This is a genomic window from Streptomyces sp. NPDC008139, assembly GCF_042957025.1.
Classification (GTDB): Bacteria; Actinomycetota; Actinomycetes; order Streptomycetales; family Streptomycetaceae; genus Actinacidiphila.
Genome location: NZ_JBIBHM010000001.1, coordinates 142750 through 155159 on the forward strand (window position 1 = coordinate 142750; position 12410 = coordinate 155159).

At 73.1% G+C, this 12410-nt stretch carries 12 protein-coding genes; 5 read left to right on the forward strand and 7 right to left on the reverse strand.

Annotated features, from left to right (window positions below):
- Positions 1–74 precede the first annotated feature (74 nt).
- Both ACFZBB_RS00610 and ACFZBB_RS00615 read right to left on the reverse strand, forming a co-directional pair.
- Positions 75–1790, reverse strand: a complete 1716-nt coding sequence (locus ACFZBB_RS00610) for a lipopolysaccharide biosynthesis protein (protein ID WP_391116394.1) — start codon at positions 1788–1790, stop codon at positions 75–77.
- Positions 1787–3103, reverse strand: coding sequence for a glycosyltransferase (locus ACFZBB_RS00615; RefSeq protein ID WP_391116396.1), 1317 nt, complete (start codon positions 3101–3103; stop codon positions 1787–1789). Before ACFZBB_RS00615 ends, ACFZBB_RS00610 begins: the two co-directional genes overlap by 4 nt.
- 218 nt (positions 3104–3321) lie before the next feature.
- Between ACFZBB_RS00615 and ACFZBB_RS00620 the strand changes: the two genes are divergently transcribed.
- Positions 3322–3780, forward strand: a complete 459-nt coding sequence (locus ACFZBB_RS00620) for an adenylyltransferase/cytidyltransferase family protein (protein ID WP_355334575.1) — start codon at positions 3322–3324, stop codon at positions 3778–3780.
- Here ACFZBB_RS00620 and ACFZBB_RS00625 read toward each other — a convergent pair.
- Positions 3758–4453, reverse strand: coding sequence for a CDP-alcohol phosphatidyltransferase family protein (locus ACFZBB_RS00625; protein WP_391117443.1), 696 nt, complete (start codon positions 4451–4453; stop codon positions 3758–3760). The genes ACFZBB_RS00620 and ACFZBB_RS00625 overlap by 23 nt on opposite strands.
- Positions 4454–5087: 634 nt before the next feature.
- Here ACFZBB_RS00625 and ACFZBB_RS00630 point away from each other — a divergent pair.
- Positions 5088–5909 carry a polysaccharide deacetylase family protein gene (locus ACFZBB_RS00630; protein WP_391116398.1) on the forward strand — a complete coding sequence of 274 codons (822 nt, stop codon included), beginning with the start codon at positions 5088–5090 and terminating at the stop codon, positions 5907–5909.
- A complete protein-coding gene (locus tag ACFZBB_RS00635; RefSeq protein WP_391116400.1) occupies positions 5909–7186 on the forward strand; it encodes a hypothetical protein in 1278 nt (425 codons plus the stop codon). The genes ACFZBB_RS00630 and ACFZBB_RS00635 overlap by 1 nt, the downstream gene beginning before the upstream one ends.
- A 112-nt stretch (positions 7187–7298) precedes the next feature.
- On the opposite strand, the gene ACFZBB_RS00640 is transcribed toward ACFZBB_RS00635, so the two are convergent.
- The 3 genes from ACFZBB_RS00640 to ACFZBB_RS00650 form a co-directional block, all read right to left on the reverse strand.
- A complete protein-coding gene (locus ACFZBB_RS00640; protein ID WP_391116402.1) occupies positions 7299–8399 on the reverse strand; it encodes a serine hydrolase in 1101 nt (366 codons plus the stop codon).
- Complete coding sequence (locus tag ACFZBB_RS00645; protein WP_391116404.1) at positions 8365–8634, reverse strand: hypothetical protein; 270 nt, start codon at positions 8632–8634, stop codon at positions 8365–8367. The genes ACFZBB_RS00640 and ACFZBB_RS00645 overlap by 35 nt, the downstream gene beginning before the upstream one ends.
- Before the next feature lie 71 nt (positions 8635–8705).
- Complete coding sequence (locus tag ACFZBB_RS00650; protein ID WP_391117445.1) at positions 8706–9968, reverse strand: Bcr/CflA family efflux MFS transporter; 1263 nt, start codon at positions 9966–9968, stop codon at positions 8706–8708.
- Between the two features lie 145 nt (positions 9969–10113).
- Between ACFZBB_RS00650 and ACFZBB_RS00655 the strand changes: the two genes are divergently transcribed.
- Positions 10114–11130: a Gfo/Idh/MocA family oxidoreductase gene (locus ACFZBB_RS00655; protein WP_391116406.1), complete on the forward strand. Its 1017-nt coding sequence runs from the start codon at positions 10114–10116 to the stop codon at positions 11128–11130.
- Between the two features lie 97 nt (positions 11131–11227).
- On the opposite strand, the gene ACFZBB_RS00660 is transcribed toward ACFZBB_RS00655, so the two are convergent.
- Entirely contained in the window at positions 11228–11557 is a 330-nt protein-coding gene (locus tag ACFZBB_RS00660) for a 4a-hydroxytetrahydrobiopterin dehydratase (RefSeq protein WP_391116408.1), read from the reverse strand.
- 78 nt (positions 11558–11635) lie between these two features.
- Between ACFZBB_RS00660 and ACFZBB_RS00665 the strand changes: the two genes are divergently transcribed.
- Positions 11636–12391: an SDR family NAD(P)-dependent oxidoreductase gene (locus tag ACFZBB_RS00665; protein WP_391116410.1), complete on the forward strand. Its 756-nt coding sequence runs from the start codon at positions 11636–11638 to the stop codon at positions 12389–12391.
- Positions 12392–12410 lie beyond the last annotated feature (19 nt).

The following is a 12410-nucleotide window of genomic DNA, read 5'->3' on the forward strand; positions in this document are numbered from 1 at the left end:
CGTGAACTCGGCCCCGGGGCCCACGGCCGCCGTCGTGACCGGGTGGGTGACGGGGCGCCGCGGGTCGGGGCCCGTCAAGGGACCGGGTGTCGTTCCGGAGCGGCCGGGCTGTGGGACTGGGCGGACGGCTCCCCGTCGTGGGGCCGGGGCTGCTGCGGGATCCCGCCGCCACCGCCGGAACCGCCGTTCCCCGTGCGGCCGGTGGCGGTCCTGCGGCGGCCGAGGCGGAAGCGGTGCCCGCCGCCGGTCTCCGCGGCCGAGTGCAGGACCACGCCGAGTACGGCGCCGCCCGCCGCGTTGACCAGCTCGCGGACGCGGACGAGGTCGGCGCGGTGCACCTCGCGCGGGTCGCAGACCACGACCACGCCGTCGACCCGGTCGGCGAGCGCCAGCGCGTCGGCGTAGGCGAGGACCGCGGGGGCCAGTACGACCACGGCGGCACCGGGGGTGTCGGCCTCGGAGAAGAGCCTGGTGGCCGGGGCCGAGGTGAGCGCGCGGGCCACATTGCGCACCCGGCGGCCGGGCACGAGGTCGAAGGAGCCGGACTCGCCCGCGTCGATGGAGACTTGCAGCCCGGCGGGCCAGCCGCCCTCGCCGAGGCCCGGCGAGCGGGCCCAGCCGGGGCGCGCGCCGCCGTCCGCGGTGCGCAGCCGGGCGGACAGCGACGGGGTGCGCAGGTCGGCCTCGACCAGCAGCACCTCCATGCCCATCTCGGCGAAGGACGCGGACAGGTTGACCGCGACGCCCGCCGCGGTGTCGCTGCTGCCGCGCGGCGCGACGACCAGCAGCCGCCGCCGGTCGGCGAAGCGCTTGTCGTGGGCGAGCCGGAAGCCGACCGCGCGGTACTCCTCGGCGAGCCGTCCGCCGCTCTGCCCCTCGGCGAGCAGCGACGCGGGGCCGCTGCCGCGCTGGCGGCGGCTGCGCGGCAGCGTGCCGAGCACCGGGGCGCCGAGCGTGCGCGTGACCTCGCCCTCGGAGCGGACGGTCGGGTCGAAGACCAGCCTGACCCAGGCGCCCAGCAGGCCGAGCGCGATGCCGACGCCGCCGCCGAGGCCGAGCATCATCGGCAGTCCGGGACCCGCGGGGGCCTTGGGCGCCACACCGGGCCTGATGATCGAGCCGGGCGTGGTGTCCAGGGCGCGCAGGCCGCTGATGTTGCCGTTGAGTTCGAGGATGCGCGAGAGCAAATTTGTCTGCTGGGTGGTCAGGGAGCTGATCACCTGGGCGTTGACGGTGTGGTCGATCTGCTTGAGCAGGTCGTCGCGCTGCTTGTTGAGCGGGTCGAGCTGGGCCTTGTAGCCGTTGACCATCGTGTTGATGGTGGACTTGGTCTGCGCCTGCCGGTTCTCCAGATACGCCTTGGTGAAGGCGTTGACCCACAGCGCGGACTTGGCCGCGTTCCCGGTGCTGCACGTGAAGCGCAGGACGAGGGTGTTGGGCGGGTTGGTGACCTGGAGGCAGTGCTCCATGGCGTCGGCCGGTGCCTTGACGATCTTCGCCGCCGCGTCGGAGACGGTGCTGCTGACCGCGGTCTGCCGCTCGGAGCCGATGTCGATGCCCTTGTCGGCGGAGGCGCCGGTGGCGAACGGGTCGACGGTGGCGGCCCTGATCCGTACCTCGCTGGTGGCCGCGTAGGAGTCGGCGCCGGTCAGCGCGAGCCAGGCGCCGCCGAAGAGGCCGACCAGCACACCGGCCACGATCAGCGCCCGGTAGCGGATGAGCTGGCGGAACTGGTCGCGGAGCAGATCCGGTTCGTCCTGCGCCTCGGTGGCGCGCGTCGTGTCGCTCACTTGCCCACTGCCCCCTCGATCTCCCCGGTTCCCCCGGCCGTCCCGGGCTCCCGGGCCTCCCCGTCCTCGGGAGGCGTCTCGCGGGGCGCCCCCAGCGCCTCCGCGAGCAGTGCGTCGATCCGCGCGAGACCCGCCTCGCGACTGAGATGCGCGTCCACGTACTCGGGCCCGCGCGCCCCCAGCGCGTCGGCCCTACCAGGATCATCGGCCAGAGCGCGTACTACGTCCAGCAGTGCACGCGGATCCTCCGGCGGTACGACGATTCCCGCCTCCGAGCGTTCCACTTCCTGGGCGGTGCCGCCCTCGGCCGCGACGGAGGCGACGACCGGCCGCCCGGCGGCGAAGTAGGAGGTGAGCTTGGAGGGGATGCTCATGTCGAGCACGGAGGCGCGCTGGGTGACCGCGAGCGCGTCGGCGGCGGCCAGCATGTCGGGGAAGGCGTCGTCATCGGCGGGCGGCGCGAATTCCAGGTTGGGCAGGCCGCCGGCCAGCGAGCGCAGGTGCTCGCGCTGGTTGCCGTCGCCCATCAGCACCACGCGCAGCGCCGGGTCGAGGCGCGCGGCCTCGACGAGCACTTCGAGGCCCTGTTTGAGGCCCATGTTCCCGGAGTGCAGCAGCACCGTCTGGTTCGGACGCCAGCCGAGCCTGGCGCGCATCTCCTCGCGCGGCCTGCTCGGGCGCTTGACGTGCGACCAGTTGGGCACCAGCCGTATTCGCTCCTCGGGCACGCCCATTGCGGCGACCTTGGCGACGAAGCTCTCGTGGATGACGCCGACCAGCGTGGCGCGCTTGAGCGCGTACGCCTCGACCGCGCCCGCCGCGGAGGCCGCCCTGCCGCCGCCGCGTATGCCGCTCTGCGCCGCCGCCGCGCCCATCAGGTCCTGCACGACGGGGATGTACGGGACGCCGTGCCGCCGGGCGATCCGGGCGCCGACCAGGCCGCCGCCGAGGCTGGGCATCTGGGCGATCACCGCGTCGGGGCGGTCCATCGCGGGCGGTGCGAGCAGGCCGTGGCCGAGCACGGTGGCCTCGAACAGGGCACGGGTGACGGCGCTCTGGCGCGGCGGCACGAGGTGCTTGCGGCGGTGCACGCTGACCCCGGCGCGGCGCTCCTCGGTGCGCCACACCCGGGCGTACTCCGGGTCGAGCCGCCATGCCGGGTAGTGCGGCATACCGGCCAGGACGTGCACCTCGTCGCCGTTCGCCGCCCAGTGTTCGGCGATCTGTGTCGCGTACGGACCGATCCCGGCGTGCTCAGGCGCGTAATTCGTGGAGACCAGCAGCAGACGGCGGCGCGCGCCGGACTCAGCCACGGAGTGTTCCCTTCCCCCGGCGTCCCCAGACCCCCCAGAGACCGCCAATGACGAACAAGTGCCCACCCTAGCTGTTCACCAGGAGAGCACACGCCCGCTTACCATCGGTTGTACTTTCGCTAATCGCCGCTTGACCGCAACACGGCACGGCTATCGTCTGAGACTCCGCGACGCTGGGGAGCGTCGCACAGTTCACCGTACGACCGGGGGGTCGTTTTATGTCACATCGGGTCGGTTACGCGCCTGGGGTCTACGACCTCTTCCACGTGGGGCATCTCAACATCCTGCGGCACGCCCGCAGCCAGTGCGACTACCTGGTCGCGGGCGTCGTCTCGGACGAGATGGCGCAGCTCGCCAAGGGCCGCAGTCCTGTGGTGCCGCTGGTGGAGCGGCTGGAGATCGTCCGCAGTGTGCGCTTCGTGGACGCGGCCTTCGTCGAGACGGTGCCGGACAAGCTGGAGACCTGGCAGCAGGTCCGCTTCGACGTGCTGTTCAAGGGCGACGACTGGCGCGGTACGGACAAGGGGCGCCGTCTGGAGCGGGACTTCGCCACGGTGGGCGTGGAGATCGTCTACTTCCCGTACACCGTGCACACGTCGAGCACCCAGCTCCGCAAGGCGCTCGACGTGCTGACCGAGCCGGCGCAGCCCTCGGTCAGACCCTCCGAAGCTCTCTGAACCACTTGGTGAGGAAGGCCGCGAGGAAGAGCGCGTGCACGGCGAAGAGGACCAGGTATCCGGTCCTGAAGGCGCTCTGGCTGCCGAGCAGCAGGAAGACCAGGCAGAAGACGCCGTAGTCGACGGGCAGCAGGGCGACCGCGCGCAGCCGTGAGGGCGCGGGCGCCGGGCTGCCGGGGGCCGCCCCCTGGCTCTTCGGCTCCTTCGGCTTGAGCTTGTCGGTGAGCAGGCCGCCGAAGAAGATCAGGACGGCGGCGAGCTGGAAGCCCAGCGGCAGCAGCAGCCAGCCGTCGCCCGGCAGGTCGAAGTGCCGGTAGAAGGTGATCAGTACGGCCGCGTGCACGGCGGTGATCTTCGCGCAGTCGACGACGTGGTCGAGCCACTCCCCCGCCGGGCTGCCCGCCCCGAGCAGCCGGGCGAGCTGTCCGTCGGCGGAGTCGAAGGCGAAGCCGATCACCAGGCCCGCCCACACGGCGAGGGCCAGCGGCCACGAGGGGCGGCCGAGCGCGAGCGCGGCGACGGCCGCGCCGCTGAACACGGCGCTGACCAGGGTCACCTGATTGGGCGTCAGTCCGATCCGGTACGCCCCCGCGGCGAGCACCCGGCCGACCGGCCGGTTCACGTAACGGGAGTAGAGCGACACGCCCTTGGCGGTCTTCTGCGCGGCGCGCAGCCGCCGGACGGCGGTCAGGAATCCGGCGTCGCGGACGGGCGCGGTACGCGTGCCGCGCGCCACCACCGGGACCGCGCCGCCGTCCGTCCCGGCGGCCGGACCGACACCCGCGCCGCCGTACGCCCCGGGCGTCGCACCGACACCCGCGCCGCCGTACGCCCCGGCGGCCGGACCGACACCCGCGCCGCCGTACGCCCCGGGCGTCGCACCGACGCTCGCGCCCGTGCCGGCACTGATGCCGATGGCGGCGCTCGTCCCCGTACCCGCGCCGTCGTCCGTCACGGGGGTCGGACCTTCGCCCGCACCGCCGTTCGTCGGCGCCGTCCCGGCGCCCGCGGCGCTGCCCGCGTCCATGCCTACGCCGCTACCGGCGCCCATGTCGGCACCGTCGCCCGCACGGGCACCCGTGCCGCCGTCCGTCCCGGCACCCGTCCCCGCCGTTGTCTCGGCCACGCAGCCCCCCACGCACCTCTTCGCGGTCACCCGCGGTCCACCCCCCGGTCACCGCGGCGCGGTGCCTTCGTCGGCCCATGATGGCAGGCGGCCCAGCGGACTGACTCATCCGTGCGACTCCGTGCGACGCGGGCCCGGCGACATGGGCCGAAAGTGGCGTTACGTCATAAGGTGGTGCCCGATGTCCATCTCCCGCCGAAATCTGCTGCAAGTGACCGCGTCCGGGGCGCTGCTGGCCGGGTGCTCCGACGGCCGTCCGTCCGGCGCCGCACCCGCCCCCGCACCCGGCACGTCGTCCTCGCCCTCGTCCCCCGCGTCCCCCGCCTCCACCGGCGCGCCCTCGCCCCCGCCGCACGCGCCCGCAGGGGAGCCCGCCACGTCCGCGCCGCCGCTGCCGCCCGGCCTGCCCGACCAGATCGAGCACGGCCCGCGCGACCGCGCGCGGCTCGCCCTCACCTTCCACGGCCAGGGCGAACCGGCGCTGGCCACGGCGCTGCTGGCCGAGGCGGAGAAGGCCGGGGCGCGGGTGACCGTGCTGGCGGTCGGCGCCTGGCTCGACACGTATCCGCGGCTCGCCCGCCGGATTCTGGACGGCGGCCACGAACTGGGCAACCACACCCAGACGCACGGCGACATCGGCGCGATGGACGCCGCCGCGGCCACCGCGGAGATCGAGGGCTGCGCCCGGCGGCTGACCCAGCTCACGGGCTCGCGGGGCCGCTGGTTCCGCCCGTCCCAGGCGCGGATGGCGACCCCGCTGGTGGTGAGCCTCGCCCGCGAGGCGGGCTACCCGCACGTGCTGTCGTACGACGTCGACCCGCTCGACTACACCGACCCGGGGGCCGAACGGGTGCGCGCCGCGGTGGCCGCCCAGGCCCGCGCGGGCTCGGTGGTCTCCCTGCACTTCGGGCACTCCGGCACGGTCGCCGCGCTGCCCGGGATCCTCGACGACCTGCACCGCCGGGGCCTCCGCGCGGTCACGACCTCGGAGCTGCTGACCTGATGCGCCGCATCCCGTTCCGTTCCCCGCACCCGGCCCCCGGCCACTCCCACCCGCCCACGGTCTCCGCCCGCACGCTCCTCGTGGCGGGCGCCGCCACCGTCGCCGTACTCGCGGGCGGTGTGCTCACCGCGGGCTGCGGTACGACGGCCACGGGCGGGCACGCGCACGCGACCGCCTCCGCCAAGGCCGCCAAAGCCGCGGCCGGGGCGACACCGCAGTCCGCGCCGCACGTCCCGGCCGCCGGGCAGGGCCTGCCGGGCATGCCGCCGCCGCTCGACCCGAAGGACGTCTACGCCGCCGACCGGCCGAACGCGCTGTCCCCCGTGGTGCGGAACTTCCCTTCGCGGGTCTACGTGCCGAACACCGACTCCAACACGGTCTCGGTCATCGACCCGAAGACGTACAAGGTCATCGAGACGATCCCGGTCGGCGAGCAGCCGCAGCACGTGGTGCCGTCGTGGGACCTGAAGACGCTGTGGGTCAACAACGACGTCGGCAACACCCTCACCCGGCTCGACCCGGCCACCGGCAAGGCGGGTCCGACGGTCGACGTGCACGACCCGTACAACCTGTACTTCACGCCGGACGGCAAGTACGCGGTGGTGATGGCGTCGCTCGACCGCGAGCTGGTCTTCCGCGACGCGCACACCATGGCGGTCAAGAAGACCGTGCCGGTGAGCTGTTACGGCGTGAACCACGCGGACTTCTCGCCCGACGGCCGGTACTTCATCGTGTCCTGCGAGTTCTCCGGCGAGCTGCTGAAGGTCGACACGGCGGAGATGAAGGTCGTCGGCCAGCAGCGGCTGCCGTTCGAGGGCGCGATGCCGCAGGACGTGAAGATCTCGCCGGACGGCAAAACCTGGTACATCGCCGACATGATGGCCGACGGCGTGTGGGTGATGAACGGCGACACCTTCTCCAAGCCGACGCTGCTGCGCACCGGCAAGGGCGCGCACGGCCTGTACGTCTCGCGCGACTCGAAGGTGATGTACATCTCCAACCGCGGCGAGGGCTCGATCTCGCTGCTCGACTTCGCCACCCGCAAGCTGGTCCGCAAGTGGCACATCGAGGGCGGCGGCAGCCCCGACATGGGCGGGGTGTCCGCGGACGGCAAGGTGCTGTGGCTGTCGGGGCGGTACGACGGCGAGGTGTACGCGATCGACACCGCCGACGGGCGCACCCTGGCGAAGATCCCGGTCGGCTCGGGACCGCACGGCCTGGCCGTCTACCCGCAGCCGGGCCGCTACTCGCTCGGCCACACCGGCATCTTCCGCTGAACGGCCGCACGGGCGTCGTCCGTTGAACGGCCGCACGGCGCCCCGCGTTCAACGGCCGCACGGGCGCCCCGCGTTGAACGGCCGCACGGGCGCCCCGCGTTGAACGGGACCGCTACACGGGCCCCCCGGTTTCGGCCTTGAGGATCGCCCTGGCCAGCCCGGTCGCGGCGGCGGCGCGTGGTGCGCTGCCGTCGCGCCAGGTCCTGGTCGGGTGGACGGAGTTGGCGAGCAGCACGAGGAAGCTGTCGCTCTCCGGGTCGACCACGAGGCTCGTGCCGGTGAAACCGGTGTGCCCGTACGCGCCGCGCCCGGCCAACTCGCCCATGAACCAAGCCTGGTCGGTCTCGAAGCCGCCCCAGGGACCGCCCCGGTCGAGCAGCGCCCGGCAGAACAGCGCCAGGTCCCAGGCCGTCGAGAACAGCCCGGCGTGCCCGCTGACCCCGCCCATCGCGTACGCGTTCTCGTCGTGCACGCTCCCGCGCACCATGCCGCGGTCGAGCCTGCCCCACGGCCGCCGCTGGTCCTCGGTGGCCGCCATCCGCGACAGCGCGGCGGGCGGCGGGTTGAAGCCGGTGTCGAGCATGCCGAGGGGGCCGGTGACCTCCTCGCTGATCAGCACCGCGAGCGGGCGTCCCGTGGCGGCCTCCAGCGCGTACTGGACCGCGATGAGGTTCAGGTCGGAGTAGACCCGCAGGGTGCCCGGCGGGTGCACCGGCTCCTCGTCCCACAGCATCCGCGCCCGGCCCTGCGCTGTCGGCCGGTCGTAGAAGGGCAGTTCGGGGCGCAGGCCCGAGGTGTGGTCGAGGAGCTGCCGTACGGTGATCGCGCCCTTGCCCGCCGCGCCGAACTCCGGCACGTACGCGGCGACCTCGCGGTCCTGGTCGAGGTGGGTGGCGGCGACGGTGGCCGTGAACACCTTGGTGAGCGAGGCCAGGTCGAAGACGGTGTCCTCGCGCATCGGCACCCATTGCCAGGGCGGCAGCTCGACGCCGACGTCCGCGCTCTCGTCATACGCGCCGTAGCGCACCGCCCAGCCGACCGCCTCGTGCAACGCGACGGTCCTGCCCCGGCCGGCCAGCACGACGGCGCCCGCGCACCAGGGGTGCGCGGGCGCCGGGCGCGTGTACGCGGCCAGCGCGGGGACGATACGGCTCAGCTCTGCGGCGTCGAGGCCCGCCTCAGGGCAGGTACCTCTCGACAGCGGCGGCGCCATGTTCCTCCAGTGCTCTGCGGGCCTTCTCGATCCGTTCCGGCGTGGGCTCACGGCCGGAGAGCAGTACCAGGTCCTCCGGGCTCACCGAGCCGTCGGCCGCCCCCTCCGCGCCCGTGTGCAGGGAGCTGTCGGCGCTCTTGAACGCCCATGTGCGCTCGTCGTCGCCCGGCTCGGCGAGCCGGTCGGTACGCGCGCCCACGCTCTGGCCGGGGCTCTCGTCCGTGGTATCGGACATCGCATCCTCCTGATGGCCCGCGGGCCTCCTGATGGTCCGCGCCGCGAGCCGCCTGATGGCCCGCGTGCCGCCTAGGGTCCCTCCACGGTACGACGCCCGCGCACGCACAGCCCGACGAAACAGGCGACGGCCACGAGTGCGCAGGTCAACTGCACGAGGGCCATCGGCACCGCGGTGCCGTCACCGGCCACTCCGGCCAGCGGCGACGCGAGGGCGCCGATCAGGAAGGACGAGGTGCCCACCAGTGCGGACGCCGAGCCCACGTCCCGCTTGACGCGCAGCAGTGCCAGCGTGTTCGCGGTGGGCAGGGTCAGGCCCATCGACGCCATCAGCACGAAGAGCGCGGCGGAGACGGCGGGCAGTCCCGCCCGGCCGAAGACGCCGGTGGTCAGCAGCACCAGCGCCACCGAGGCTACGGTGATCAGCGCGAGCCCGATCGTGAGGATCTTCTCCATCGCGACCCGGCCGACCAGCACCTTGCCGTTGAGCTGGCCCACGCCGACGATGCCGATGGAGTTCAGCCCGAACAGCAGGCTGAAGGTCTGCGGCGAGGCGCCGTAGATGTCCTGGATGACGAAGGCGGACGCGGACACGTAGGTGAACAGCGCCGCGAAGGCGAAGCTGCCCGAGAGCACGTACCCGGTGAAGATCCGGTCGCCGAGCAGCCGCTTGACCGCGCCGAATGTGCCCAGCAGCCCGCCGGAGTGCCGGCGCTCGGGCGGCAGCGTCTCGTGCAGCCAGCGCCACACCACCAGGGTGAGCAGGACGCCGATCACGGTGAGGACGGCGAAGACGCCGCGCCAGTCGGTGATCCGCAGGATCTGGCCGCCGATCACCGGGGCGACGATCGGGGCGACGCCGGAGATCAGCATCAGGGTGGAGAAGAAACGGGCCATCTCCACGCCGTCGTAGAGGTCCCGGACGACCGCGCGGGCGATGACGATGCCCGCCGCGCCCGCCAGGCCCTGGATCAGCCGGAAGGTGATCAGCAGGCCCGCCGAGGGCGCGAAGGCGCAGACGGCGGTGGCGAGGATGTAGATGACCATGCCGGTCAGCAGGGGACGGCGGCGTCCCCAGCGGTCGCTGAGCGGCCCGACCACGAGCTGGCCGAGCGCCATGCCCGCGAGGCAGGCGGTGAGGGTGAGCTGCGCCGTCGCCGCGGTGCTGTGCAGGGCGTCGGTGACCTGGGGCAGCGCGGGCAGATACATGTCCATCGACAACGGCGGCACCGCGGTGAGGCCGCCGAGAACGAGCGTGACGAGCAGGCCGGTACGGCGCTGCGTGCCGATGGTCGGGGTAGGGGTGGTGGTGTGGGTGGTGGTGACATCGGTGATGTCAGCGGTGTGCGCGGGTATGGGCGGCCCGGCGTCCTGCACGGCACTCTCCGTAGGTGGTAGTTGAACCGTTCTCTATCCTTCCAGTGATCGCGCACGACCGAGACCACGTTTTGACCCTGACCGACGAGTGGGAGACCGACCGATGAGCGACGACGGCGTACGGACCATCCGCTGGGGCATCCTGGCGACCGGCGGGATCGCCGCCACCTTCACCGAGGCGTTGCTGACGCTGCCGGACGCGGAGGTCGTCGCCGTGGGCTCGCGCACCCTCGAGGGCGCGAAGGCGTTCGCCGAGCGGTACGGGATCGCGCGCGCGTACGGCTCCTGGGCGGAGCTGGCCGCGGACGACGGGGTCGACGTGGTGTACGTCGCCACGCCGCACTCCGCGCACCGCGAGGCGACCGGGATCTGTCTGGAGGCCGGGCGGGCCGTGCTGTGCGAGAAGGCGTTCACCATCAACGCCCGTGAGGCGCACGAGCTGGTGGACCTCGCCCGCGACCGCGGTCTGTTCCTCATGGAAGCCATGTGGATGTACTGCAACCCGCTGATCCGGCACATGCTCGCGCTCATCGCCGAGGGGCTGATCGGGGAGGTGCGGGACGTCTCGGCCGCCTTCGGTTTCTCCGGGGACTTCCCCGCCACCCACCGGCTGCGCGACCCCGACCAGGGCGGCGGCGCCCTGCTCGACCTCGGCGTCTATCCGGTCTCCTTCGCCCAGCTCCTGCTCGGCGAGCCCGACGAGGTCCAGGCGTGGTCCCACCTCACACCCGAGCGCGTGGACGACAACACCGGCATCGTCCTCGGCTGGAACGACGGCGCCGTCGCCACTTTGACCTGCTCCATCACCGCCGACACCGGCGCCCGCGCCGTCGTCACCGGCAGCGCCGGCCGCATCGAGCTCCCCGAGGGCTTCTTCAACCCCGAGCGCTTCATCGTCCACCGCCAGGGCGAGGAGCCCCGCACCGTCCTCTTCTCCGACGTCGTCGCCGACGGCCTCACCCGCGGCACCATGGCCTACGAGGCCGCCGAAGTCATGCGCTGCCTCCGCGCCGACGAGCTCGAATCCCCCCTCGTCCCCCTCGCCGGCTCCCTCTCCATCATGCGAACCCTCGACACCATCCGCGAACACACCGGCGTCACCTACCCCGGCATCGACTAACCGCGCCCCTCCGCGCAGGGCCCGTTTTCTTGGGGCGCGCCCCCTGTCCGCTCGCCCAGCGCCAACGCGACGCCTGGCCAGGCCGCCTGAGCGCGGCTCAGGCGGCGGAGTGGGTCGGGGCGATGGCCTCGATGCGGGAGGCGAGGTCGAAGTCCTTGGCGGTGAGGCGCCCACCGGCGGCGTGGGTGGTGAGGGCCACCGTCAACGTGTCGTAGCCGAGGGTGAGGTCCGAGTGATGGTCAAGCTCGGCTTGGATTCCCGCGATGTGCAGCGCGAAGATCGCGGCGGGAAGGTGCGCCAACCGGTAGACCCGCCGGAGCGTGGCGGCGGCGTCGGCCCCGTCACCACCGGGCAGCACCTCCCAGCCGGGAAGCCCGGCGAGCCGCGCGGCCACCTGGTCGGACGAGAGCGGTTCGGCGTAGGGCATCCGGTGGCCTCCACGGAAAAGGGGCGGGCGGGCGGGCGAATTCATCCTCGCACCGCCCAGCGCATAATCTGCGGTGCCATGAGCGAGAACGAGCGAGTCGCGGTCGTCACGGGTGCGGGTTCGGGCATCGGCCGGTCCGTCGCGGTGGAACTGGCGGCGGCGGGCTGGACGGTATTGCTGGCGGGACGCCGCGAAAAGGCGCTGGCCGAGACGGCGGAGCTGGCGGCGGCCGGCCCCGGACGGACGCTGACCGTACCGACCGACGTCACCCGTCCGGAGGACGTGGAGCGACTGTTCGCGCGGGACACCGCCCCCGGCCGCCTGGACCTGCTGTTCAACAACGCCGGAATGTTCGGCCCGCCGGTCCCGGTCGAGGACCTGTCGTACGACGAGTGGCGCGCCGTCGTGGACGTGAATCTGCACGGCGCGTTCCTGTGCGCGCAGGCGGCCTTCCGGCGGATGAAGGACCAGGACCCGTCCGGCGGCCGGATCATCAACAACGGCTCCGTCTCGGCCCACGTCCCGCGCCCGCACAGCATCGCGTACACCGCGACCAAGCACGCCATGACCGGCCTGACGAAGTCGCTGTCGCTGGACGGCCGCCCGTACCGCATCGCCTGCGGCCAGATCGACATCGGCAACGCGGTGACCGAGATGACGGCCCGGATGCGGACCGGGATTCTCCAGGCGAACGGCACCACGGCCGTCGAGCCGGTGATGGACGTCGCCGACGTGGCCCGTACGGTGCGGCACATGGCCGAGCTGCCGCTGGAGGCGAACGTGCAGTTCGCGACGGTGACGGCGACGACGATGCCGTTCATCGGACGCGGCTGAGGGCGCACCGCGCCCGGCG